This window comes from Cellulomonas sp. P1_G12_2, from assembly GCF_056405535.1.
This window is the reverse complement of sequence record NZ_JBFUBX010000001.1, coordinates 538,438-561,528: the sequence shown is the minus strand read 5'-3', so window position 1 is coordinate 561,528 and position 23,091 is coordinate 538,438. Positions and strand designations below refer to the sequence as shown.

General features: G+C 72.4%; 20 protein-coding genes. 13 read left to right on the top strand and 7 right to left on the bottom strand.

Annotated features, from left to right (window positions below):
* The first annotated feature begins 42 nt into the window (after positions 1 to 42).
* The gene (locus AC1DXT_RS02770) at positions 43 to 945 is read left to right on the top strand and encodes an HhH-GPD family protein (RefSeq protein ID WP_477059840.1); all 903 of its coding nucleotides are present in this window, start codon (positions 43 to 45) and stop codon (positions 943 to 945) included.
* A gap of 20 nt (positions 946 to 965) precedes the next feature.
* A complete protein-coding gene (locus AC1DXT_RS02765; protein ID WP_477059839.1) occupies positions 966 to 1,442 on the top strand; it encodes a DivIVA domain-containing protein in 477 nt (158 codons plus the stop codon).
* 10 nt (positions 1,443 to 1,452) lie between these two features.
* Here the strand turns inward: AC1DXT_RS02765 and AC1DXT_RS02760 are convergent, their stop codons facing one another.
* The 4 genes from AC1DXT_RS02760 to AC1DXT_RS02745 all read right to left on the bottom strand — a co-directional run bounded on the left by AC1DXT_RS02760 (position 1,453) and on the right by AC1DXT_RS02745 (position 4,921).
* Positions 1,453 to 2,016 (bottom strand): GNAT family N-acetyltransferase, encoded by a 564-nt coding sequence (locus tag AC1DXT_RS02760; RefSeq protein WP_477059838.1) that lies wholly within the window; start codon positions 2,014 to 2,016, stop codon positions 1,453 to 1,455.
* A gap of 40 nt (positions 2,017 to 2,056) precedes the next feature.
* The gene (locus AC1DXT_RS02755; protein WP_477059837.1) at positions 2,057 to 2,557 is read right to left on the bottom strand and encodes an amino-acid N-acetyltransferase; all 501 of its coding nucleotides are present in this window, start codon (positions 2,555 to 2,557) and stop codon (positions 2,057 to 2,059) included.
* A gap of 42 nt (positions 2,558 to 2,599) precedes the next feature.
* Entirely contained in the window at positions 2,600 to 4,123 is a 1,524-nt protein-coding gene (locus AC1DXT_RS02750) for a high affinity choline transporter 1 (protein WP_477059836.1), read from the bottom strand.
* A gap of 156 nt (positions 4,124 to 4,279) precedes the next feature.
* Positions 4,280 to 4,921: a TetR/AcrR family transcriptional regulator gene (locus AC1DXT_RS02745; protein WP_477059835.1), complete on the bottom strand. Its 642-nt coding sequence runs from the start codon at positions 4,919 to 4,921 to the stop codon at positions 4,280 to 4,282.
* 199 nt (positions 4,922 to 5,120) lie between these two features.
* Here AC1DXT_RS02745 and AC1DXT_RS02740 point away from each other — a divergent pair, with 199 nt between their 5' ends.
* From AC1DXT_RS02740 to uca, 3 genes are read left to right on the top strand one after another with little or no spacing between them, the layout of a single operon-like run.
* Positions 5,121 to 5,966 (top strand): urea amidolyase associated protein UAAP1, encoded by an 846-nt coding sequence (locus AC1DXT_RS02740; protein ID WP_477059834.1) that lies wholly within the window; start codon positions 5,121 to 5,123, stop codon positions 5,964 to 5,966.
* On the top strand, positions 5,963 to 6,565 hold the full coding sequence (locus AC1DXT_RS02735; protein WP_477059833.1) for an urea amidolyase associated protein UAAP2: 603 nt from the start codon (positions 5,963 to 5,965) through the stop codon (positions 6,563 to 6,565). The genes AC1DXT_RS02740 and AC1DXT_RS02735 overlap by 4 nt, the downstream gene beginning before the upstream one ends.
* A complete protein-coding gene (gene uca / locus AC1DXT_RS02730; protein ID WP_477059832.1) occupies positions 6,562 to 10,143 on the top strand; it encodes an urea carboxylase in 3,582 nt (1,193 codons plus the stop codon). The genes AC1DXT_RS02735 and uca overlap by 4 nt, the downstream gene beginning before the upstream one ends.
* Positions 10,144 to 10,294: 151 nt before the next feature.
* Here uca and AC1DXT_RS02725 read toward each other — a convergent pair whose 3' ends face one another.
* Complete coding sequence (locus tag AC1DXT_RS02725; protein ID WP_315093300.1) at positions 10,295 to 11,284, bottom strand: sugar-binding transcriptional regulator; 990 nt, start codon at positions 11,282 to 11,284, stop codon at positions 10,295 to 10,297.
* Positions 11,285 to 11,430: 146 nt separating this feature from the next.
* On the opposite strand from AC1DXT_RS02725, the gene AC1DXT_RS02720 reads away from it, so the two are divergent.
* The 3 genes from AC1DXT_RS02720 (at position 11,431) to glpK (ending at position 15,653) form a co-directional block, all read left to right on the top strand.
* Positions 11,431 to 13,239 carry a glycerol-3-phosphate dehydrogenase/oxidase gene (locus AC1DXT_RS02720; protein WP_477059831.1) on the top strand — a complete coding sequence of 603 codons (1,809 nt, stop codon included), beginning with the start codon at positions 11,431 to 11,433 and terminating at the stop codon, positions 13,237 to 13,239.
* A gap of 73 nt (positions 13,240 to 13,312) precedes the next feature.
* Entirely contained in the window at positions 13,313 to 14,038 is a 726-nt protein-coding gene (locus tag AC1DXT_RS02715; RefSeq protein WP_477059830.1) for an MIP/aquaporin family protein, read from the top strand.
* Positions 14,039 to 14,129: 91 nt separating this feature from the next.
* The gene (gene glpK / locus AC1DXT_RS02710) at positions 14,130 to 15,653 is read left to right on the top strand and encodes a glycerol kinase GlpK (RefSeq protein WP_477059829.1); all 1,524 of its coding nucleotides are present in this window, start codon (positions 14,130 to 14,132) and stop codon (positions 15,651 to 15,653) included.
* Between the two features lie 56 nt (positions 15,654 to 15,709).
* Here the strand turns inward: glpK and AC1DXT_RS02705 are convergent, their stop codons facing one another.
* Positions 15,710 to 17,947 carry an MMPL family transporter gene (locus tag AC1DXT_RS02705; RefSeq protein ID WP_477059828.1) on the bottom strand — a complete coding sequence of 746 codons (2,238 nt, stop codon included), beginning with the start codon at positions 17,945 to 17,947 and terminating at the stop codon, positions 15,710 to 15,712.
* Between the two features lie 71 nt (positions 17,948 to 18,018).
* On the opposite strand from AC1DXT_RS02705, the gene AC1DXT_RS02700 reads away from it, so the two are divergent.
* A complete protein-coding gene (locus tag AC1DXT_RS02700; protein WP_477059827.1) occupies positions 18,019 to 18,609 on the top strand; it encodes a TetR/AcrR family transcriptional regulator in 591 nt (196 codons plus the stop codon).
* 70 nt (positions 18,610 to 18,679) lie between these two features.
* Here AC1DXT_RS02700 and AC1DXT_RS02695 read toward each other — a convergent pair whose 3' ends face one another.
* Positions 18,680 to 19,435, bottom strand: coding sequence for an SDR family NAD(P)-dependent oxidoreductase (locus AC1DXT_RS02695; RefSeq protein ID WP_477059826.1), 756 nt, complete (start codon positions 19,433 to 19,435; stop codon positions 18,680 to 18,682).
* 127 nt (positions 19,436 to 19,562) lie between these two features.
* Between AC1DXT_RS02695 and AC1DXT_RS02690 the strand changes: the two genes are divergently transcribed.
* The 4 genes from AC1DXT_RS02690 (at position 19,563) to AC1DXT_RS02675 (ending at position 23,042) form a co-directional block, all read left to right on the top strand.
* Positions 19,563 to 20,354 (top strand): exodeoxyribonuclease III, encoded by a 792-nt coding sequence (locus tag AC1DXT_RS02690; protein WP_477059825.1) that lies wholly within the window; start codon positions 19,563 to 19,565, stop codon positions 20,352 to 20,354.
* Positions 20,355 to 20,427: 73 nt separating this feature from the next.
* The gene (locus tag AC1DXT_RS02685; protein WP_477059824.1) at positions 20,428 to 21,573 is read left to right on the top strand and encodes a DUF4190 domain-containing protein; all 1,146 of its coding nucleotides are present in this window, start codon (positions 20,428 to 20,430) and stop codon (positions 21,571 to 21,573) included.
* A gap of 95 nt (positions 21,574 to 21,668) precedes the next feature.
* On the top strand, positions 21,669 to 22,241 hold the full coding sequence (locus AC1DXT_RS02680; RefSeq protein ID WP_477060801.1) for a DUF4190 domain-containing protein: 573 nt from the start codon (positions 21,669 to 21,671) through the stop codon (positions 22,239 to 22,241).
* Between the two features lie 60 nt (positions 22,242 to 22,301).
* Positions 22,302 to 23,042: a class I SAM-dependent methyltransferase gene (locus AC1DXT_RS02675; RefSeq protein ID WP_477059823.1), complete on the top strand. Its 741-nt coding sequence runs from the start codon at positions 22,302 to 22,304 to the stop codon at positions 23,040 to 23,042.
* Positions 23,043 to 23,091: the final 49 nt, after the last annotated feature.

Below are 23,091 nucleotides of genomic sequence, written 5' to 3'. Positions count from 1 at the left end.
CCTCGGACAGCCTCCTGTCACCGCGTGAGGCAGGATGCTGCGGTGCCGCCGTCCCCCGCCCAGCTGCGCGAGCCGGTGCTCGCCTGGTTCGACGTGCACGCGCGCGACCTCCCGTGGCGCGCCGCCGACCGGACGCCGTACGGCGTGCTGGTCAGCGAGGTGATGCTGCAGCAGACGCCGGTGGTCCGCGTCGAGCCGGCGTGGCGTGCGTGGATGTCCCGGTGGCCGACACCCGCGGACCTCGCGGCGGCCCCGACGGCCGACGTGCTGCGCGCGTGGGACCGCCTGGGCTACCCGCGCCGCGCGCTCCGGTTGCAGGAGTGCGCGCGGGCGATCGTGGAGCGGCACGGCGGGGTCGTCCCGTCCGACGAGTCGTCGCTGCTGGCGCTGCCCGGCATCGGCTCGTACACCGCCGCCGCGGTCCTGGCCTTCGCCTACGGACGCCGGTCGGTGGTGCTCGACACCAACGTCCGGCGCGTGCTGGCCCGCGCGGTCGACGGAGCCGCGCTCCCGGCCCCGAGCCAGACGGTGGACGAGGTCCGCCGCGCCACCCGGTACGTCCCCGAGGACCACACGACCGCCGCGCGCTGGGCCGCCGCGTCGATGGAGCTGGGCGCCCTCGTCTGCACCGCCCGGTCCCCGCGCTGCGACGCCTGCCCGGTCCGGGACGTGTGCGCCTGGTACGCCGCCGGACGGCCCGCCGACGAGCACGCCGGACGTCGCCGGACCCAGTCGTTCGCCGGGACCGACCGGCAGGTGCGAGGACGCGTGATGGCTCTGCTGCGCGAGGCCCTCGGTCCGGTCCCCGCCGCTGCGGTCGACGCGGTCTGGCCGGACGCCCCCCAGCTCGCCCGCTGCGTCGACGGGCTGGTGGCCGACGGGTTGGTCGCGCGGGACCCGGCCGTCAGCGACGACGACCCCCCGACGTACCGGCTCCCGTCCTGACCGCGTGGGACGATGCGGCCATGCTGACCTCCGCCGACGTGCTGAACCAGAAGTTCGCGGCCACCAAGTTCCGCGAGGGCTACGACCAGGACGAGGTCGACGACTTCCTCGACCGCGTCGTCGAGACCTTGAAGGAGCAGGAGGGCGCCGGCCGTGCGGCGAAACCCCTGACCGCATGGGACATCGGGCAGGTCCGGTTCCAGACCACCAAGTGGCGCGAGGGCTACGACCAGCAGGAGGTCGACGCCTTCCTCGACCGGGTGCGCGAGCAGCTGACGGTCGACGCCGCACCGGCGGCGGAGCCGGTCCCCGTGTGGCAGCCCGCTGCGACGCCGGCGATCTCCGGGTCCGCGCTGGTGCTGCACCTGCAGACCATGCGGGCCACGCGGCCGGCCGGTGCCCCGGACACCATCTCCGTCCGGCTCCCCGACGGCACGCTGCGCCCGGTCACCGACCTGCGCAACACGGCGGACGGCATCGAGCTCGTCGTCCGCTGACCTCCCGCGGCTACCGCCGCTCCCACGTCTCCTTGGTGATCTCGTATCGGAAGCCGCCCAGCTCGGAGCCCTCGACCATGAGCATGTCGTCGGGAGTGTCGAGCTTCTCCGCGACGGTCATGTCGACCTTCTCCATCACCTTCTGCGAGGCGCGGTTCAGGAACATCGTCGCGCCCCAGACCACGCGCACGTCGAGCTCGGTGAACGCCTTGTCGAGCAGTGCGCGCGAGCCCTCGGTGGCGTACCCCTTGCCCCAGGCGTCCTGGCGCAGCCGGTACCCGAGCTCGACCTCGTCCGTCGGGCCACCCGGCTCGGGTCGCAGGCAGAACCACCCGACGAACGCGCCGCTGTCCTTCTCGTGCGCCGCGAACACCCCGAACCTCCCGTCCCACCGGTCGTAGCCCCGCAGGAGGCTCGGCAGGTCGCGCTCGCGGACGACCTCGGGCGGGGTCGGCTCGCCCCCGCTCAGGTAGCGCATCACCTCGGGGTCGCTGTCCAGCTCGATCAGGAGGTCGGCCTCGTCGGCGGAGAAGGGGCGCAGGGTCAGGCGCTCGGTCGCCAGGTAGGTGGTCACGCCCTGAGCGTGCCCGACGCGGACCGGGCATCCCACCGATTTACAGCTCGATGAGCATCCGGGTGTTGCCGAGCGTGTTCGGCTTCACGCGCGCGAGGTCGAGGAACTCGGCGACGCCGTCGTCGTGCGACCGCAGCAGCTCGAGGTAGACGTCCGGTGTGACGGGCGTGCCCTCGATGACGTGGAAACCGTGGGACTCGAAGAACGCCACCTCGAACGTCAGGCAGAAGACGCGGCGCAGCCCCAGCTCCCGGGCACGGTCCAGCAGCGAGTCCAGCAGCGCGTGCCCGACGCCGGTCCCCCGGAACGTGCGGTCGGCGGCGAGCGTGCGGATCTCGGCGAGGTCCTGCCACATCACGTGCAGCGCACCGCAGCCGATGACCGTCGCGTCGTCCGCCTCGGCGACCAGGAACTCCTGCACCGCCTCGTAGTACCCGACCCACTCCTTGGCCAGCAGGATGCGCTCGGCGGCGTACGGCTCGACCAGGGCGCGGATCGCGCGGACGTCGGCGGGCAGGGCGGGACGGACACGGAAGGACACCGGGACAACCTAACCGCGAGCCGGGCGCCCACGCGGGACGGCTCACACCGCGGGCTCGGGCTCCGATCCGCGCGGGACCGGGACGGTCTCGTCGGGCATCCCGTCCGCGATCGCCCAGGCCTCCTCCGTCACCGTGCGCGGCCAGACCGCCGCGGCCACGAGGTAGGCCAGGAGCGACGCACCGAACCCCCAGAACGTCGGCCACCCGTCGAACGACGCGTCGATCAGGTCGTTCGGGATGTACCAGACGTCGTTGGGCACCCCGTAGACCGTCGGCGTGAGGACGAAGAGCACCAGCCGGACGCCGACACCGACCACCAGCGCGGCGACGGCCGCCCGGGTGCCGCCGCGCTTCCAGAACAGCCCGAGGATGAACGGCACCAGCAGGCCGGCGAGCATGAGGTCGAAGGCGAGGGTGAGCAGGATGCCGGTCTGAGCCACCTTGAGCGCCACCGAGACGCCGAGCACGACGATCGGGACCATCGCGACGCGGGTCCACAGGAGCAGGGGGTCCCGGACGCCCTCCTCCTTGACGGAGACCACGCGGCGGACGCCGACGATGTTCCGGACCGCCACGGCGGAGGTCGCGAGGATGGCTCCCGACGCGGTCGAGAAGGACGCGGCGACGATCCCCGACAGGACCAGCACGGTCAGGCCGGAGGGCGCGTAGTCGTCGAGGAGCTGGAACAGGATCGGCCCCGAGTCCGTCGTCAGGCCGAGCACCGACGACGCCGACAGGGCGACCATGGCGAACGCGACGCCGATGATCGCCGTGCCGGCCGCGCCGGTGAAGCAGGACTTCTGCGCGGTCTCGGGGTTGCGCGCCGCGAAGATCCGCTGCATGAAGTCGATGGCGACGATGTCCCCGATGCCGAGCGCGACGAGCGTGGCCCAGTTGATGGGCGCTCCAGCGCTGGTCTGGGTCAGCTGCTCGAAGTCGAACGGTCCCATGCCGTCGGCCACCTCGAACCCGTAGGTCATGCCGAACCAGACGACCAGGCTGACCGTGGCGACGATGGTGATGACGATCTGGATGGCGGCGGTGTAGGCGTCGGAGAACATGCCGCCGCCGATCGTGTAGACGAGCACCAGGGCGACCGCGACGAGCACCCCGACGGTGTAGTCGAGGCCGAGGAACCGCTCCAGCAGGAACCCGCAGGCCACCAGGTTGCCGGCCATGAGGATGGCGAACGCGAAGATCATGAACACCGACGACGCCACCTCGACCCCGCGCCCGTAGCGCAGCCGGTAGAAGTCGGCGAGCGTGAACAGCTTCATGCGGTTCATGGGCTTGGCCAGGAACAGGCCGGTCAGCAGCAGACAGATGGCCAGGCCGAGCGCGAGGGACGCCCCGGCCCAGAAGCCGAAGGACGCCGACAGGTCGGTGTTGCCGACCGTGGCGTTCGAGTCGACCGCGGCGGCCATGAGGGAGGCCGCGACGAGGGGGACGCCCAGGCGGCGGCCGGCGACGAGGTAGTTGGCGCTGTCCCCGTCGACCTTGCGGGCGACGACGATGCCGACGAGGACGACGGCGAGGACGGAGAGACCGACTCCGGCGATGATCATGGGGGCTCCGGGTGGCGAGAGGGGACCGACCGCCGGCCCGGAGTTTCTGTCGGCCGACAGGATCATTGACCACCCGGCCTGTGTCGGCTCCGCTGCACGCACGAAACGCTTGTGTTAATTCGGCGGCTGCAGCACTCGCGTACGCGCGCGAGGGGCTCAGACGGTGAGCGACACCGGCAGCGCGCGGGCCAGCGCGATCTCTGTCGGCGTGCAGCCGACCAGCCGCAGGACCCCGTCGGCCACCGCGTCCTGCACGGTGGGGACGTCGAGGTCCGGGGTGTCCCGGCGGCGCAGGATCACCGACTCCACCAGGCCGAGGACGAGCTCCCCGCGGTCGTCGGCCTCGTCCGACGCCGCCGAGGAGAGCTCGCTGTACCGGGCCCGCAGCCGCGAGCGCAGGGCGTGGAACTCGGCGAACTGCTCGCCGGCCACCTCGGGCAGCACGTAGAGGACACCGAGGTTCACGGGTCCCGCACCGAGCAGGCCGACGTCGGCGTGCACGAGGGTCCACAGGCGCGCCGCGGCGGGCTCGGAACCGGCGACGAGGGCGTCGGCGAGCTCCAGCGACGGGCGCACCGTGCCGAGCAGGAGCTCGAGGAGGAGCGCGTCCTTGCCGGCGAAGTGGTGGTAGATCGAGGCCTGGCGGACCCCGGCGGCGTCGGCGATCGCGCGGGTGCTGGTGGACGTGAAGCCGACCGTGCAGAACAGCGCGGCGGCGGCGTCGAGCACGTCGCGACGGGTGTCGCGCTCACCGTCGGGGTCGCCGCTCGCGCGCGGTCGACCGGGTCTGCGTGCCATGGCGAGCCGACGCTACCACCGGGCACCGAACGCTCCGTCGCCCACCCGCAGCGTCCGAGGATCTGGTCGCCCGAGCGCTCAGTTCCTCGGACGCTGCGGGGTGACGGCGGCTCGTAACAGGAGGTTTACCTGGCGGAGACGGGACGGGAACCTCCGCGCACGAGCCTGTTTCTGTCAGTCGACAGAAATCGAGGACGCGATGACCGCCACCACCACCGGGACCACGGCCGGCGCCCGGGAGCACGCACGGGCCCAGGAGGCCGCCGCCGCCGGCACGGTCCCGACCCTGCCGGTCCGCCCCGCGCGCGACTGGCCGACGCCGCCCAGCGAGGTCGATCCCGCCACCCTGGTGCATACCGAGGTCGTCGCGGGCGGCGGCTACACGCACCTCGCGGTCGCCCGGGGGACGCACGTCCGGCTGACCGACCTCGTCGGCGACGCCTGCGCCCACCTGCTGGCCTACCGGCTGGACCGCCCGTGGGAGCGGCTGAACGTCGCGGACACCGTCAAGGTGCAGTGGCAGGTCTACCTGACCGCGGGCCACCTGCTGCTGAGCGACCAGGGCCGCGTGCTGGCGAGCATCGTCGGCGACACGTCCGCGCACCAGGACGCGCTCTACGGGACCTCGTCGAGGGCCCGGAACGAGCAGCGGTACGGCGACGGCAGCGCGCAGGGTCCGACGCCGGCCGGGCGCGAGCTGTTCGCGCTTGCGGCGGCCAAGCACGACCTCGCACGCCGCGACCTGCCGCCGAGCATCTCGTTCTTCCAGGGCGTCCGGATCGACGACCAGGGCCGCCCGGTGTTCGAGGGCTCCGCGGGGCCGCGCGCCTCGCTCACCCTGCGGGCCGAGGTGCCGCTGCTCCTGCTCGTCGCCAACACGGCCCACCCCCTCGATCCGCGCGAGTACGTCAGCACGCCGGTGGAGGTCCTGGCCTGGCGCGGGGAGCCGACGGCGGAGACCGATCCGCTCTGGACCGCCACGCCGGAGGGTCGCCGCGCCTTCGTCAACACGCTCGCCGACCTCACCGCACGGGGGCTCGCATGACCACGCTGCTCGACACCGTCGTCCCCGCCCGCGCGCCCTGGTCCGCGGTGGTGCGCCAGGGCGAGGTCCTTACCATCGTCGACCTCGGCGGCAACCAGGCCGTCGACTTCCTCGTGTTCGACGCCACCGACACGAGCCTGCGCTACAGCGCCCCCGACACGATCCAGGGCCAGGACTCGGTGTTCCTGACCACCGGCTCGGTCCTGCGTGACTGCGAGTACGGCCCGCTCATGACCGTGGTCGCCGACGAGGTCGGCCGGCACGACACGCTCGGCGGCGCGTGCTCCAAGGAGTCGAACACCCTGCGCTACGGCCACCACACCTGGGCGCAGCACGCCTGCGTGGAGAACTTCCTGGCCGAGGGCGGTCGGTACGGGCTGGGCAAGCGCGACCTGGTGTCGAACATCAACTGGTACATGAACGTGCCGGTGGACCCGGACGGTGCGCTCGGGATCGTCGACGGCATCTCCGCACCGGGCCTGTCCCTGTCCCTGCGCGCCGAGCGGGACGTGCTGGTGATGGTCAGCAACTGCCCGCAGATCAACAACCCGTGCAACGGCTTCGACCCGACGCCGGTGCGGATGGTGATCTCGTCGTGACGTTCGACACCCTGCTCGTCGCCAACCGCGGGGAGATCGCCGTCCGGATCCTGCGCACCGCGCGCGAGCTGGGCCTGCGCACGGTCGCGGTCTACTCCGACGCCGACGCGGGCGCGGCCCACGTGCACCTGGCCGACGTGGCGGTCCGCCTCGGCCCCGCGCCCGCGCCGCAGTCGTACCTGCGCGCGGAGCTCCTCCTCGACGCGGCCCTCGCGCACGGCGCCGGCGCGATCCACCCGGGCTACGGGTTCCTCAGCGAGAACGCGGCGTTCGCTCGCACGGTCGAGTCGGCGGGGATCGCGTTCGTGGGTCCGACGCCGGAGCAGCTGGAGCTCTTCGGCTCGAAGCACACCGCCCGCGACGCGGCCCGTGCGGTCGGCATGCCGATGCTCTCGGGCACCGGCCTGCTGGGCTCCCTCGACGAGGCGGTCGCGGCGGCTGACGCGATCGGCTACCCCGTCATGCTCAAGGCCACGGCAGGTGGCGGCGGCATCGGCATGCGGGCGTGCCACGGCCCCGACCAGCTGGTCTCCGCGTGGGAGGCGGTGCGCCGGACCGCGGGGGCCGCGTTCGGGTCGGCCGGCGTCTACCTGGAGCGGCTCATCACGGCCGCGCGGCACGTCGAGGTGCAGGTGTTCGGCGACGGTCTCGGCCGCGTGGTGACCCTGGGCGACCGCGACTGCTCCCTCCAGCGCCGGCACCAGAAGGTGGTCGAGGAGGCTCCAGCCCCGAGGCTCCCCACCCACGTGAGGTCCCAGATCGACGACGCCGCCCGCGTGCTCGCCGAGTCGGTGAGCTACCGGTCGGCCGGCACGGTCGAGTTCGTGTATGACGCCGAGCGGCACGAGGCGGCGTTCCTCGAGGTGAACACGCGCCTCCAGGTCGAGCACCCGGTCACGGAGGCGGTGTTCGGCGTCGACCTGGTCGCCTGGATGATCCGGCTGGCCCAGGGCGACACGTCCGTCGTCGACACCCCGCTCCACCCGCGCGGCGCCGCTGTCGAGGCTCGCGTCTACGCGGAGAACCCCGACCACGACCACCTCCCGAGCGCCGGGACGGTGACCGCGTTCGAGGTCCCAGGCGACGTCCGCGTCGACACCTGGATCGAGCCCGGCACGGAGGTCTCCACCCACTACGACCCGCTGCTCGCCAAGGTCGTCACGGCCGGCGCCGACCGCGAGAGCGCCTGGCACGCCCTGGGCGTCGCGCTGGCCGACACCCGCCTGACGGGCATCGCGACCAACCTGGGCCTGGTTCGCACGATCGTGCACTCCCCCGAGGTCGCCGCCGCGCGGCACCACACCGGCACCCTCACGCACCTGCGCGACGAGACCCCGCGCCTCGAGGTCCTCCGCCCGGGGCTGCTGACGACGGTCCAGGACTGGCCCGGCCGCACCGGGCTGTGGCACGTCGGCATCCCGCCCTCGGGTCCGATGGACGACCTCTCGTTCCGGCTGGGCAACACCGCGCTCGGCAACCCCGAGGGCGCCCCCGGCCTGGAGTGCACGATGGCCGGCCCCGAGCTCAGGTTCGTCACGGGCGCGACGGTCATGGTCACCGGCGCGCCGGCCGCGGTCACCCTCGACGACGTCCCGGTCCCGCAGTGGGAGCCGGTCGAGATCCCGGCGGACGGGGTGCTCGCGATCGGTGCCCCGGCGCTCGGCATGCGCACGTACCTGCTGGTCAGGGGCGGCCTCGACGTCCCGCACGTGCTCGGCTCCGCGGCGACGTTCGACCTCGGCCGCATCGGTGGCACCACCGGTGTGCCGCTGCGTCCGGGCGACCAGCTGGCGATCGCGGCACCGACCGGGACGGCGCGGGCGGTTCCCGACAGCGACCGGCCCCTCATCACCGACACCTGGCACATCGGCGCCCTCGAGGGGCCGCACGCCGCCCCGGAGTTCTTCACCCCCGGCGACGTCGAGACGTTCTACGCCGCGACCTGGGCGGTCCACTTCAACTCCGCGCGCACGGGCGTCCGGCTCGTCGGCCCCAAGCCCACGTGGGCGCGCCCGGACGGCGGCGAGGCGGGGCTGCACCCGTCGAACATCCACGACACCCCGTACGCGGTCGGTGCGGTCGACTACACCGGCGACCTGCCGATCCTGCTCGGTCCGGACGGCCCGTCGCTCGGCGGGTTCACGTGCCCGGCGACGGTCGCGCTCGGGCAGCTGTGGAAGCTCGGTCAGCTGCGGCCCGGCGACACCGTGCGGTTCGTGCCGGTCGACGAGGCCGAGGCGGACGCGCTCCGGGCGAGACCGCAGGCGGCACCCCGCGCGACGCGGCACGCGCACGACGACGGCGGCATCCTGGCTCGCACCGACTCCGACAGCGAGGTCACCTACCGCCGCAGCGGCGACGACAACCTGCTGGTCGAGTACGGCGCGATGACCCTCGACCTGGCCTCCCGGATGCGCGTGCACGCCCTCGCGCAGGAGGTGCAGCAGCGCGTCGACCACGACGGCCTGCGCGGCATCGTCGACCTGACGCCCGGCATCCGCTCGCTCCAGCTGCACGTCGACCCCGAGCGGCTGCCGCTGCGGAAAGCGCTCGACCTGGTCCGCGAGATCGAGCACACCCTGCCGGCCACCACGGACCTCGTGGTCCCCAGTCGCACGGTCCACCTGCCGCTCAGCTGGGACGACCCCGCGACGCGCGAGGCGATCGAGCGCTACATGGCCGGTGTCCGCGACGACGCCCCGTGGTGCCCCTGGAACATCGAGTTCATCCGCCGCATCAACGGCCTGGGCTCGGTCGACGACGTCTACCGGACGGTGTTCGACGCGTCCTACCTGGTCATGGGCCTGGGCGACGTGTACCTGGGCGCCCCCGTGGCCACCCCGCTGGACCCGCGCCACCGGCTGGTCACCACCAAGTACAACCCAGCCCGCACGTGGACCCCGCAGAACGCGGTCGGCATCGGCGGCGCCTACCTGTGCATCTACGGCATGGAGGGACCGGGGGGCTACCAGTTCGTCGGCCGCACCATCCAGGTCTGGGACACGCACGCGCGGCACCGGCCGTTCGAGCCGGGCACCCCCTGGCTGCTCCGGTTCTTCGACACCATCCGGTGGCACCCGGTGGGCGCTGACGAGCTGCTGGACCTGCGCGCGGACATGGCGGCCGGCCGGCTCGACGTGACCATCGAGCCCGGCACCTTCTCCATCGCGGAGCACCAGCGGTTCCTGGCGGACAACGACTCGGAGATCACCTCCTTCCGCGCGCAGCAGGCGGCGGCGTTCGGCGCCGAGCGGGACGCGTGGGCGGCGGCGGGCGAGTTCGACCGCGTGATCGAGCCGGACGCACCCGCCCCGTCGGTCGCCACCGAGGTGCCCGTCGGGTGCGAAGGCGTCGAGGCGCCGTTCGTCGCGACGGTCTTCCGCGTGGACGTGCGGCCCGGCGACGTGGTCGAGCGCGGTCAGCAGCTGCTCGCGCTCGAGGCCATGAAGATGGAGGCCCCGGTCATCGCGACGGTCGGCGGCACGGTTCTCGACATCGTCGTGACCCCGGGCGACCAGGTGGGCCCGGGCCAGGTGCTGGTCATCGTCGAACCGGCGGCGGTGACCACGGCGGCCTAGGTCACACGATCCCGTCGCCCGCGGCGTTGTCCCACGCCTCGCTCTCGCCCGACTCGAGCCACTCGTCGAACGCCAGCGCGTACTGCTCGTCCAACGTCACCTGCGGAACGTAGCGCGCCGGCGCTACATCGGCGCAAGGCTCTGGGCGCCGCTACACCCGCGCGCGCACCCGCCGCGGGTGGGGCGGCTCGGCCGCGTCGAGCAGTCCGGTGGCCGTGATCTCGTCGACCACCAGGTCGGTCACCACGCCGGCGCGCAGGGCGGCCAGCAGCGGCGCCACCTTGTTGTCCCCGGCCACCACGCACACGCGTCGCGGGATCCGCTGCAGCTCGACGGGGGTCGGGCCGGTGGCGCGCTCGTTCAGGTGCACGTCCTGCCAGGACCCGTCGGCGCGCAGGAACACGGTGCACACGTCGCCCACGACGCCCTCGTCGTGCAGGTTCTTCACGTCCGCGTCGTCGAGGTAGCCGGCGGAGTAGACGTGCGACGGCACCGCGCCGGCGACCGCCCCGACGGAGAACACGGCGATGTCCGCGCGCCGCTGCATGTCGAGCACCCGCCGGACCGACCGCTCGCGCCACATGGCCGCCTTGGTGTCCGGGTAGTCGAAGAATGCGGGCACCGAGAAGTGGTGCACGGCCGCCGCGAACGCGGTGCCGAACGTCGAGATCAGGTCGCTGGCGTACTCGATCCCGCTGGTGCGCATGTTCGCGGCACCGTTCAGCTGGACCACCGCGGAGCCCCGCGTCGGCTTCGGCGCGAGGTACCGGGACACCGACGCGAGGGTGGTCCCCCACGCGACGCCGAGCACCATGTCGGAGTCGAACCACGAGGACAGCAGGCGCGCCGCGGTGATGGACACCTGGTCGAGCCGCTCGATGTGGCTGGCGGAGTCGGGCACGGGGACCACATAGGTGTCGATGCCGAACGTCGCCGCGATCGTCCGACCGAGACCCGGTGCACGCGTGCTCGCCGGGCGCAGCGTGATCTCGACCAGCCCGGACTGCCGCGCACGCTTGATGAGCCGGGAGACGGTCGACCTGGAGGTGCCGAGGTGGCGGGCGATGACCTCCATCTTGATGTCCTGGAGGTAGTACATGGACGCGGCCCGCAGCACGTCCTGCTCACGCTCGACGTACACGGACACCCCCTCCCGGCTCGCAGCCGATCCTGCACGTATGTGCACCGCGGTTGCGCGTTCGTTCGCCTCATGACGACGATAGCGAGCATGCCCGTACTGGGCGAGTGGGACATGAAGGACAAACAGAGCCACCGGGGGTACCACGGATGAGGACGGCGCCGCTGACGGCCCAGGCACGACAGGACGCACTCGACGCGATGCGCGGGAGTGCCGAACGCGGGAACGAGCTCGACGTCCTGGTCATCGGTGGCGGAGTCACCGGCGCGGGGATCGCGCTCGACGCGGTGAGCCGTGGCCTGTCCACCGCGATCGTGGAGGCGCAGGACTGGGCGAGCGGCACGTCGAGCCGGTCCAGCAAGCTGGTGCACGGCGGCCTGCGCTACCTGCAGATGCTCGACTTCCACCTGGTGCGCGAGGCGCTCACCGAGCGTGACCTGCTGATCAACCGCCTGGCGCCGCACCTGGTCAAGCCGGTGAGCTTCCTGTACCCGCTGGAGAACCGCATCTGGGAGCGGGCCTACGTCGGCGCCGGCGTCGCGCTCTACGACACGCTGGCCTCGGTCACCGGCTCGCGTCGCGCGCTCCCGATCCACCGGCACCTGACCCGCAAGGGCATGGAGCGGCTGTTCCCCGACCTTCGGCACGACGCCGCGATCGGCGCGGTCCGCTACTGGGACGCCAGCGTGGACGACGCCCGGCTCGTCGAGACCCTGGTCCGCACCGCCGTCAGCTACGGCGCGCACGCCGCATCCCGCACGCAGGTGCTCGACCTGCAGACCACCACGGGCGGCGCAGTCACGGGCGCCGAGGTGGTGGACCTGGAGACCGGCGAGCACATCGACGTCCGGGCCCGGGCCGTCATCAACGCGACCGGAGTGTGGACCGAGCAGACCGAGGCGCTCGCGGGGGCCGAGGGCGGGCTGCGCGTCCTGGCCAGCAAGGGCGTGCACATCGTCGTGCCGCGCAGCCGGATCTCCGGTGACACCGGGCTGATCCTGCAGACCGAGAAGTCGGTCCTGTTCATCATCCCGTGGTCGCGGTACTGGGTCATCGGCACCACGGACACCCCGTGGGAGCAGGAGCTGCTGCACCCCGTGGCCACGAGCGCGGACATCGACTACATCATCGAGCACGCCAACACGGTCCTGTCCCGGCCGATCACGCGCGAGGACATCATCGGCACCTGGGCCGGCCTGCGTCCGCTGCTCCAGCCGCACGTCAAGGAGGGCACCAGCTCCGCCAAGGTGTCCCGCGAGCACACCGTCGCCTCCCCCGCCCCCGGCTTCACGGTCATCGCGGGCGGCAAGCTCACCACCTACCGGGTGATGGCCAAGGACGCGGTCGACTTCGCGATCGGCAGCCGGGCGACGAGCCTGCCGTCCATCACGCACGACCTCCCGCTCGTCGGCGCCGAGGGACTCCAGGTGTTCCAGCGGCAGGCCCGCGCCATCAGCCAGAAGTACGGCTGGAGCCGCCCGCGCATGGACCACCTGCTGCACCGGTACGGCTCCCTGCTGGGCGAGCTCATCGACCTCGTCGACGCCGACCCGACGCTCGCCGAGCCGCTGGAGCACGCCGACGCGTACATCCGGGCGGAGATCGTCTACGCGGTCAGCCACGAGGGCGCGCTGCACCTCGACGACGTCGTCATGCACCGCACGCGGCTCAACTACGAGCAGGCGGACAAGGGCGTCGGCGCACTGGAGGAGATCGGTGACCTCGTCGCCCCGATCCTCGGCTGGGACGCGCACACCCGCAGCCAGGAGATCGAGGCGTACCGCGCGCGGGCCGAGGCCGAGGACGCCGCCGCGCAGGAGCTGGACGACGCCGAGGCCGAGAAGGTGCGGCTCCGGGCAGCGGACGTCTCGCCGATGATCGGTGACGCGTCGGTGAACGCCGGCACCAAGCCGGGATCCCCCGCCGGGAAGGGGTCCTCAGGCCCCGTAGGCACCTGAAACTCCCCGCGGCCATCCGCGGGGTGCACGTGACAACGATGTCCGTCAGAAAGGGTCGACAGTGGACTTCACAATGGGAGACGCCTTCGTCTCGGAGGTGATGGGCACCGGGATGCTGATCCTCCTCGGTGCCGGCGTCGTCGCGAACGTCATCCTGCCGAAGAACAAGGGCTTCAACGGCGGCTGGCTCCTCATCAACTTCGGATGGGGTCTCGCGGTGTTCGCGGGTGTGTACGTCGCGTACAAGTCGGGGGCGCACCTCAACCCCGCGGTGACCATGGGGATCTGGACCAGCGGAGCGGACGAGTTCGCCCCGGGCATCCCGGTCACGGCGGCGAACGGCTTCCTCTACGTGGTGGCCCAGATGACGGGCGCGGCACTCGGTGCAGGTCTCGCGTTCCTCGCCTACAAGCCCCACTTCGACGAGGACGCCGACGCCGGGACCAAGCTGGCCGTCTTCTCCACAGGACCGGCGATCCGCTCGTACGCGTGGAACTTCGTCACCGAGGCCATCGCGACGTTCGTCCTGGTGTTCGTCATCCTCTGTTTCGGCCTGACTCCGTCCGGGCTGGGACCGCTCGCCGTCGCCCTCCTGGTGGTCGGCATCGGCGCCAGCCTCGGTGGCCCCACCGGGTACGCCATCAACCCCGCGCGTGACCTCGGGCCCCGCATCGCCCACATGCTCCTGCCCATCAAGGGCAAGGGCTCGAGCGACTGGGCCTACTCCTGGGTGCCGGTCCTCGGCCCCCTCGTCGGTGGCGCCATCGGTGGCCTCGTGGCCGCCGCATACGTCGTCTGACGTCCCGACAGCCGTCCCCGTCCGGGCGGCGTCCACCAGCGCCGGTGGACGTCGTCCGGGCAGCCCCTGAACCACCGGAGGAAACCTCACCATGCCCGACACCAAGTACGTCCTCGCCATCGACCAGGGCACCACGAGCACCCGAGCGATCGTGTTCGACCATTCCGGCCAGATCGTCGAGTCCGGCCAGATCGAGCACGAGCAGATCTTCCCGCGCGCCGGGTGGGTCGAGCACAACGCCGAGGAGATCTGGAAGAACACCCGTGAGGTCGTCGGCCTCGCGCTCACCCGCGCCAACCTGACGTACCGGGACCTCGCCGCGGTCGGCATCACCAACCAGCGCGAGACCGCCGTGGTCTGGGACCGCACCACCGGCAAGCCGGTCTACAACGCGATCGTCTGGCAGGACACCCGCACGCAGAAGATCGCCGAGGAGCTGGGCGCGCTGGGGGGCGGCGCCGACCGGTACAAGGCGAAGGTCGGCCTCCCGCTGGCCACCTACTTCTCCGGCCCGAAGATCAAGTGGATCCTCGACAACGTCGAGGGCGCCCGCGCCAAGGCCGAGGCCGGGGACCTCGCGTTCGGCAACACCGACGCGTGGGTGCTGTGGAACATGACCGGCGGCGTCGACGGCGGCGTCCACGTCACCGACCCGACCAACGCGTCCCGCACCATGCTCATGGACCTCGCGACGCTCACGTGGGACGCCGACATCGCGGCCGACATGGGCATCCCGCTGTCGATGCTGCCCGAGATCAAGTCGTCGTCCGAGGTGTACGGGAAGGGCCGCGAGGGCGGCATGGTCCCGGGCGTCCCGATCGCGGGCATCCTCGGCGACCAGCAGGCGGCCACGTTCGGTCAGGCGTGCTTCGAGGTCGGCATGGCCAAGAACACCTACGGCACCGGCAACTTCATGCTCATCAACACGGGCACCGAGCCGATCCCGTCGAAGAACGGCCTGCTGACGACGGTCTGCTACAAGATCGGCGACGAGCCGACCGTCTACGCGCTCGAGGGCTCGATCGCCGTGAGCGGCTCGCTCGTCCAGTGGCTGCGCGACAACCTCGGGATCATCTCGTCGGCACCTGAGATCGAGGAGCTGGCCAAGACGGTGGACGACAACGGCGGCGCCTACTTCGTGCCGGCGTTCTCGGGCCTGTTCGCGCCGTACTGGCGGTCCGACGCCCGCGGCGCCCTCGTCGGGCTCACGCGGTACGTCAACAAGGGGCACATCGCCCGGGCCGCGCTCGAGGCGACGGCGTTCCAGACCCGCGAGGTCCTGGACGCCATGAACGCCGACTCGGGCGTCGACCTGACCGAGCTCAAGGTCGACGGCGGCATGGTCCAGGACGAGCTGCTCATGCAGTTCCAGGCGGACATCCTCGGAGTCCCCGTGGTCCGGCCGAAGGTCGCCGAGACCACGGCGCTCGGTGCGGCCTATGCGGCCGGCATCGCGGTCGGCTTCTGGAACGGCGAGCAGGACGTCATCGACAACTGGGCCGAGGACAAGCGCTGGGAGCCGACGATGGACGCGGACGAGCGCGACCGGCAGTACCGGCTCTGGAAGAAGGCGGTCACCAAGACGTTCGACTGGGTGGACGACGACGTGAGCTGACCTGTGCACGACGAGGGCCGGGGTGGCAGGCTCCCCCGGCCTTCGTCGTGCCCGGGCTACTGCGCGACGGGTGCGACCGGCGCCGCGGGCGCGCTCGGGCGCTCGAGTGCAGCACCCTCGATGTCGACGTTCGGGATGATCCGGTCGAGCCAGCGCGGGATCCACCAGGCCGACCTGCCCAGCAAGGTCATGGCCGCCGGGATCATCGTCATGCGGACCACCAGCGCGTCGAACAGGATGCCGATGGCCAGCGCGAACGCGATCGGGCTGATCTGCGCGGACCCGCTGAACACGAAGCTGGAGAACACCGAGATCATGATCAGCGCGGCGGCGAGCACCACGCGGGCACCGTGCGCGAAGCCGAGGCGGACCGACGTGACCGGGTCGGCACCGTGCACGTGCTCCTCGCGCATCCGGGACACCAGGAACACCTGGTAGTCCATGGCCAGCCCGAACAGCACGCCGACCAGCAGGATCGGCAGGAAGCTGAGCAGCGGGCCGGCCGAGTCGACGTTGAAGATGCCCGACAGCCAGCCCCACTGGAACACGGCCGTGGTCGCGCCGAACGCGGCGGCGATGGTCAGCAGGAAGCCGAGCACCGCGGTGATCGGGACCAGGAGCGAGCGGAACGCCACGAGCAGCAGGACGATCGCGAGGCCGACGACGATGAGCAGGAACAGCGGGAACGCGTCGGCCAGCTTCTCGGTGATGTCGATGTTCGCGGCGGCGGCGCCGGTCACCCACAGGTCGGTGCCGGTGGCGGCTTCGAGGTCCGGGCGGGCGTCGCGGATGGCGTGCACCAGGTCGGCCGTCTCCTCGGAGTTCGGCGCGCCGGTGGGGATGACGACGACGAGCGCGGCGTCGGCACCCGCGGACGCACCGGGCGCCGCGACGGGGGCCGCGTAGGCGACGTCGGGAAGCTCCGACACCCGCGCCACCACGGCGCCGACCGCGTCCGGCAGGGACGCCGGGTCCTCGGCCGCGTCGACCAGCACGACGAGGGGGCCGTTGAACCCGGGACCGAAGCCCTCGGCCAACAGCTCGAACGCCCGTCGGTCGCCCGAGCCCTCGGGCTCGCGTCCGGCGTCGGGCAGCCCGAGCCGCAGGCTCAGCGCCGGGATGGCGATGGTCAGCAGCACGGCGGCGCTGACGACGAGCGTGATGATCGGGTGCGTGGTGACGAAGGCGCCCCAGCGGTTGCGCGCCTCGCGCGAGTGCTCGGCCTGCCGCATCGCCCGGCCGCGCGGACGCAGCCGCTCGCCGGCGAAGCCCATGATCGCGGGCAGCAGGGTGAGGGCGACGGCGACCGCGATGACGACGGTGGCGGCGGCCGCGAGGCCCATGGCGGCCAGGAACGGGATGCCGGTGACGGTCAGCGCGGCGAGCGCGATGACGACGGTGGTGCCCGCGAACCCGACCGCGCTGCCCGCGGTGCCGACCGCGCGGCCGGCGGACTCGAGCGGGTCCATGCCGTCGGCCAGCTGCTGGCGGTGCCGGGAGAGCAGGAAGAGGGCGTAGTCGATGCCGACCGCGAGCCCGAGCATGAGGGCCAGGGTCAGGGTGGCCGACGAGATCACGGTGATCCCGGACAGGGAGAGCACCCCGGCGATGCCGATGCCCACCCCGAGGAGCGCCGTGAGGATCGGCATGCCCGCGGCCAGCAGCGACCCGAACGTCACGACGAGCACGACGAGCGCGATGACCAGGCCGATCGCCTCGGTGGGTCCGGCCAGCTCCAGGGGCGCGGTGAACGGGCCACCCGACAGGGCGACCTCGTACCCGTCGGCCTCGAGCGCGTCGGCGGCGTCCTCGAGCGCGTCGGTCGTGGCCGCCGGGACGTCCTCCATGCCGACCGTGAACTGCACGTCGACGTACATCACGCTGCCGTCGGGGGCGACCGCCTGGGTGGCCACGGGGTCGGACACCCCGGCCACGGCCTCGGCCTGCGCGACCGGGCCGATCGCCGTCATGACGTCCTGGATCCCGGTGCCCTCGAGGAACGACTCACCCTCGGGCGCGGCGACGACGACGCGGGCGCTGGACGGCGCCTCGGCGTCCTGCGCCTGGGACGAGCTGCTGGACCCCACGCCGGCGGCCTGGTCGCCGAGCCGCTCGGCGACGAGCGCCTGGGCGCGGTCGGACTCGGTGCCCGGGATCGAGAACGAGTTCGACAGGTGCAGCCCCGACGACACCGCGCCGAACGCGGCGGCGGCGAGCACCAGCAGCCACGCGACGAGCACGATCCAGCGGTGCTTGTAGCTTCCCCGGCCCAGACGGTCCAGCACGCGTGCCATGTTCACTCCTTGGTCGACGGTGCAGGATACCCGACACGTGTCGGTTAACGAACGATGGCATCATGTGACGCGTGACGATCCAGGACGACGGCGCCCGGGTGGATCCACGAGTGCTGCGCACTCGTCGGCTGCTCCAGGATGCCCTGCTCTCCCTCGCGCGGGAACGGAGCCTGGACGAGATCTCGGTCGCCGACGTCGCCGACCGGGCGACCGTGAACCGCAGCACCTTCTACCAGCACTACCCCGACACGGACACGCTGCTGGCCGACGCCCTCGACGCGCAGGCCGCCCTCGTGGGCGCAGACCTCACCGACATCCACCCGGGAACGGGCGCCGGGGAGGCCCCTGACGTGCTCGTCCGCTACGCCACCCACGTGGCTGAGAACGTCGGCCTGTACCGCAGCGCGCTCGGCGAGCACGGCTCCCCCGTCGCCATCGCGCGGTTGCGCCGACGGATCGCCGCGCTGGCCCTCGAGGGCCTGGACCTGCACGGCTCCCCACCGGCACTCGCATCGATGCCCCGGCCGATCGCCGCCGCCGCGCTCGCCGGATCGGTCATCGGGGTGCTCGTGGCGTGGCTGGAGCGCGACCCGCTCCCGCCGGCGCAGGACGTCGCCTCCTGGGCATGGTCCGCCGTCAGCGGCTGGCCCGCACAGGGCTGAACCCCAGCGTCCGCAGATTCGCGCGCCCCGACGACCGGACGTGCGGACGCTGGGGCCTCCGAGGACGCGGTCAGGTGAAGTACGCGCCGCCGTTGACGTCGAGGACCGTGCCCGTGACGAACGCGGCGCCGTCCGACGCCAGGTAGAGCACCGCCTCGGCGATGTCGTCGGGCGCCCCCGCGCGGCTGAGCGGCGAGGCGCTCACCGCGGCGCGCTGCGCGGGCTCGGGGGTGTGCGCGGCGTGCAGCGGGGTCCCGGCGACGAACCCCGGCGCGACGACGTTGACCGTGATCCGGCGCGGTCCCAGCTCCCGGGCGAGCGCGCGGCTGAACCCCTCGAGCGCGGCCTTGGCCGTCGTGTAGGCGACCATGCCCGTGCCGCCACCGCTGCTCGCCGCCTGGGCGCCGATCGTGATGATCCGCCCGCCGTCGGGCATCACCGCGAGCGCGGCGCGGCTGGCGTAGAACGCGGACGAGAGGTTGAGGTCGAGCACTCCGTGCCAGTGCGCGTCGTCCATGGCCGGCACCCCGCGACGCTCGACGGGTCCGCCGACGTTGTTGACCAGGATGTCGATGCCGCCACCGAGCATGCTCGCCGCGTCGCTGACGGCCTTGTCGACGTCCCAGCTGCGTCGCAGGTCCACCTGGAAGGACGCCGCCGTGCGACCGAGGTCCTTGATCTCCGCGACCACGGCTGCGGCGTCGTGCGACAGGTGCGTGATCGCCACGTCGGCGCCTGCCCGGGCCAGGGCGAGGGCGGTCGCTCGGCCGATCCCCGAGGCCCCGCCGGTGACGAGCGCGCGACGGCCGCTGAGCTCGTCCTTCACCTCGGGTGACCTCCTTGTGCCTGGTGTTGAGCGCACCGTACGGGAGCGTTTCGTCCCGCTCAACAGCAGGTTGTCCGAATCGTCCGGTTGGCTCAATGGTCAGTGGCTCCCGGTAGCGTCCTGCCTCATGCGCCTGGCCACCTGGAACATCAACTCGATCCGCGCCCGCACCGACCGTGCGCTGGCCTTCCTCGAGCGGACGGGCGTCGACGTCCTGGCCCTGCAGGAGACCAAGTGCAAGGACGAGCAGTTCCCCCGCGAGGGCTTCGAGGCGCTCGGGTACCAGGTGGCGACCACCGGGTTCAGCCAGTGGAACGGCGTCGCGATCGTCTCGAAGGTGGGCATCGAGGACGTCGAGGTCGGGTTTCCGGGGATGCCGACGTGGGGGGACCCCGCGGCGGCCGAGGCCCGCGCGATCGGTGCCACCTGCGGCGGCGTGCGGGTGTGGAGCCTGTACGTGCCCAACGGCCGCGAGCTCGAGGACCCGCACCTCGCGTACAAGCTCGACTGGCTGGCCCGCCTGCGGGACGCCGCTCAGGGCTGGCTCGCCGCGGACGCGCAGGCGCAGGTCGCCCTCGTCGGCGACTGGAACATCGCACCCCTGGACACCGACGTCTGGGACATCGGCTTCTTCGCCGGTCGCACCCACGTGTCCCCGGCCGAGCGGGACGCGTTCACGGCCATCGCCGAGGCCGGGTACACCGAGGTCTCGCGCGTCCACCAGCCCGCCGAGCACACCTACACGTACTGGGACTACCAGCAGCTCCGGTTCCCCCGGAACGAGGGGATGCGCATCGACCTCACGTACGCGACGCCGGCGCTGGCGGCGCGGGTGACCGGGGTGAGCATCGAGCGCAACGAGCGCAAGGGGAAGGCGCCGTCCGACCACGTCCCGGTCATCCTCGAGATCGCCGGCTGACGGCGGGCCTGGTGCGGGTGATGTCGACGGAAACAGCGGTCGCCGGACGCTCCCGTTGGGCTAGGTTGCGCGCATGAGCAACGAGCCCGGGGGGCCGGCTCCGGTTCCCGACCCCTACGCCGCCCCCGACCCGGCACCCGCCGCCCCGGTGCCGCCCAGCGGCTACGAGGCCGTCCCACCGAGCGGGTACGAGGCGGTGCGGACGCCGGTCGGCGAGACGCCGCCGACCTACCCGTACGGCGCGACCCCTCCAGCGGCGAACCCGTATGCCCAGCAGCCCGGAGCCGGCGACGCCCCGCCCGCCTACGGGGCACCGCCGGCCTACGGCGGGCCGCAGCACGGAGCACCCCAGTACGGAGCGCCGCAGTACGGAGCACCGCAATGCGGAGCACCGCAATACGGAGCGCCTCAGTACGGCGCACCCGGCTACGCCCAGACTCCTCCCCCGTACGGCGCGCAGCCCTACGGGTACGGGCAGCCGTACGCCCCGCCCCCCACCGAGGGCATGGCGATCGCGTCGTTCGTCACCAGCACCGCCGGGCTCCTGTTCTTCGGCGGCCTCCCCGGCCCTGTCGGCCTCGGGCTCGGGATCGCCGCGCTCCGGCGCATCGGGGTCAACGGCAAGGCCGGGCGGGGATGGGCCATCGCGGGCATCATCATCGGCGCGGTCGGCATCCTGTCGATGCTCGCGATCGTCGCGTACATCGTGTTCGTCATCGCTCTGATCGGCAGCTCGGGCAGCGGCTTCTGGGACGAGGTCGGGCAGGGCTTCGAGGAGGGGTACGACCAGGGCACCGAGGACTCGGGGTCCGACCAGCTCCCGGACTTCGACCTACGCACCGACCTGGCGGCCGGCACCTGCCTCACCACGTACTCGTGGGAGTACGACATGGCGGACACCGAGCCCGTGGACTGCGCCGTCCCGCACGAGGCCGAGGTGGTCGGAGTGATCACCATGACCGGCCCGGTGAGCCTGAACGCCGACGACGAGTTCGACTCGGCCTACAACGACGCCTGGGACGAGTGCGACCAGCTGACCGAGGGCCTCCTGCCCGACTACTTCTCGAACGGCAGCATCGAGCTGTACTACCCGCACCCCGACGACTTCGCCGCCGGCAGCACGTCCGCCTACTGCGTGTACTACGGCGACGAGACCGGCATGACGGGATCGGCCACCGCGGGCACCCTCGAGCTCGCCGCCTCGGGGACGTCCTCCTGAGCAGTCCCACCAGTCAGTACGAGTACCCGGAGCCGCACTACGCCCCCGGGTGGGCACCGCCGCGTCCGCGGCTCGAACCGACGGCCGTCTGGTCGCTGGTGACGGGCGTGCTCGGGCTCGGTCCTGCGGCGCTCGTGCTCGCGATCGTCGCGCTGCGCCGCATCGCGTCGCGGCAGACGCGTGGGCGTGGCCTCGCGATCGCCGGGGCAGTCCTCGGCATCCTCGGGACGGTGGCTCTGGTCGTCGGGGTGACCGTCGTCGTGCTCACCACGCTGGCCACCCGCCCGCTGCCGACCGACGTGCCCGCAGCCCGCGACGCCCGGGCCCAGCAGCTGGTCACGGGCAACTGCCTCGCGTCGCTCCCGGCGGACGGCCGGGTCGGCTCGGTCCGGGTGGTCCCGTGCGCCGACCCGCACGAGGCCCAGGTGGTCACCGAGTTCTCGTTCGCGTCGAACGCCGTCTGGCCCGGGCAGCAGGCGGCGGACGCCCGCGTGGCCCGGGCGTGCGTGCTCGACGAGGACGAGATCGCCGCCGGCGTGCGGACGGTGACCTGGTCGCCGACCGAACGCTCCTGGGCGGACGGCGACCGGGTGGGACTGTGCCTCGCGGTCGTGGACGGCGGCGGGGTCACGGGCTCGTTCCTCGACGGCACGGCGACCCTTCCCTGAGGCTGCGGACTCCCCCGCACACCATCGCCGTGGTCGTTGCTCGTGGGCCATACTCGGCCCGTGACCACCGACGATCGGCCGCCCTACCTCGACGTCCTCGCAGCCATCCACCGACGGTTCGCACCGCGGACCTACCTCGAGGTGGGGCTGCGGAACGGGTGGTCGTTCGCGCAGGCGTCGTGCGCGGCCGTCGGGATCGACCCGGAGTTCGAGATCAACGCCGAGCTCAGCGGACGCATCCAGCTGCGGCGGACGACGAGCGACGACTACTTCGCGCGGGAGGACCCGAAGGTGTGGCTCGGCGGGCCGATCGACCTGGCGTTCATCGACGGCATGCACCTGGCCGAGTACGCGCTGCGTGACTTCATCAACATCGAGCGGCACTGCACGTGGTCGAGCGTCGTCATCTTCGACGACGTCCTCCCGCGCACCTCCGACGAGGCCGCCCGCGATCGGCACACGCAGGCGTGGACCGGTGACGTCTTCCGGGTGCGGGAGATCCTGGCCGAGCACCGCCCCGACCTGACCCTGACCGTCCTCGACACGAACCCGACGGGGCTGCTGCTCGTGACGGGGCTCGACCCGACCTCACGGGTCCTCGACGAGACGTTCGACGCGATCGTCGCCGCGCACGTCCACCCGGACCCGCAGGAGGTCCCCGACCCGGTGCTGCACCGGACGGGCACCGTCCGCGTCGACGCCCTGTTCGGCTCGGAGTACTTCGACACGGTGGCACCGGGACGTCGTCGCACCGCTCGGCGGGTTCGGCAGCTGCACGACGTCACCGCCGCGTTGGCCTGATCCACGGACACTTACCACGTGGTAGGGAATCGGGTAGGGTAGCGGGAAC

Excerpts from the sequence above, each read along its gene's own strand:
- AC1DXT_RS02765 (WP_477059839.1), top strand. The coding sequence starts at position 966 with ATGCTGACCTCCGCCGACGTGCTGAACCAGAAGTTCGCGGCCACCAAG.
- AC1DXT_RS02750 (WP_477059836.1), bottom strand. The coding sequence starts at position 4,123 with ATGATCATCGCCGGAGTCGGTCTCTCCGTCCTCGCCGTCGTCCTCGTC.
- AC1DXT_RS02745 (WP_477059835.1), bottom strand. The coding sequence starts at position 4,921 with ATGGCACGCAGACCCGGTCGACCGCGCGCGAGCGGCGACCCCGACGGT.
- AC1DXT_RS02740 (WP_477059834.1), top strand. The coding sequence starts at position 5,121 with ATGACCGCCACCACCACCGGGACCACGGCCGGCGCCCGGGAGCACGCA.
- AC1DXT_RS02735 (WP_477059833.1), top strand. The coding sequence starts at position 5,963 with ATGACCACGCTGCTCGACACCGTCGTCCCCGCCCGCGCGCCCTGGTCC.
- AC1DXT_RS02720 (WP_477059831.1), top strand. The coding sequence starts at position 11,431 with ATGAGGACGGCGCCGCTGACGGCCCAGGCACGACAGGACGCACTCGAC.
- AC1DXT_RS02715 (WP_477059830.1), top strand. The coding sequence starts at position 13,313 with ATGGGAGACGCCTTCGTCTCGGAGGTGATGGGCACCGGGATGCTGATC.
- glpK (WP_477059829.1), top strand. The coding sequence starts at position 14,130 with ATGCCCGACACCAAGTACGTCCTCGCCATCGACCAGGGCACCACGAGC.
- AC1DXT_RS02705 (WP_477059828.1), bottom strand. The coding sequence starts at position 17,947 with ATGGCACGCGTGCTGGACCGTCTGGGCCGGGGAAGCTACAAGCACCGC.
- AC1DXT_RS02690 (WP_477059825.1), top strand. The coding sequence starts at position 19,563 with ATGCGCCTGGCCACCTGGAACATCAACTCGATCCGCGCCCGCACCGAC.
- AC1DXT_RS02685 (WP_477059824.1), top strand. The coding sequence starts at position 20,428 with ATGAGCAACGAGCCCGGGGGGCCGGCTCCGGTTCCCGACCCCTACGCC.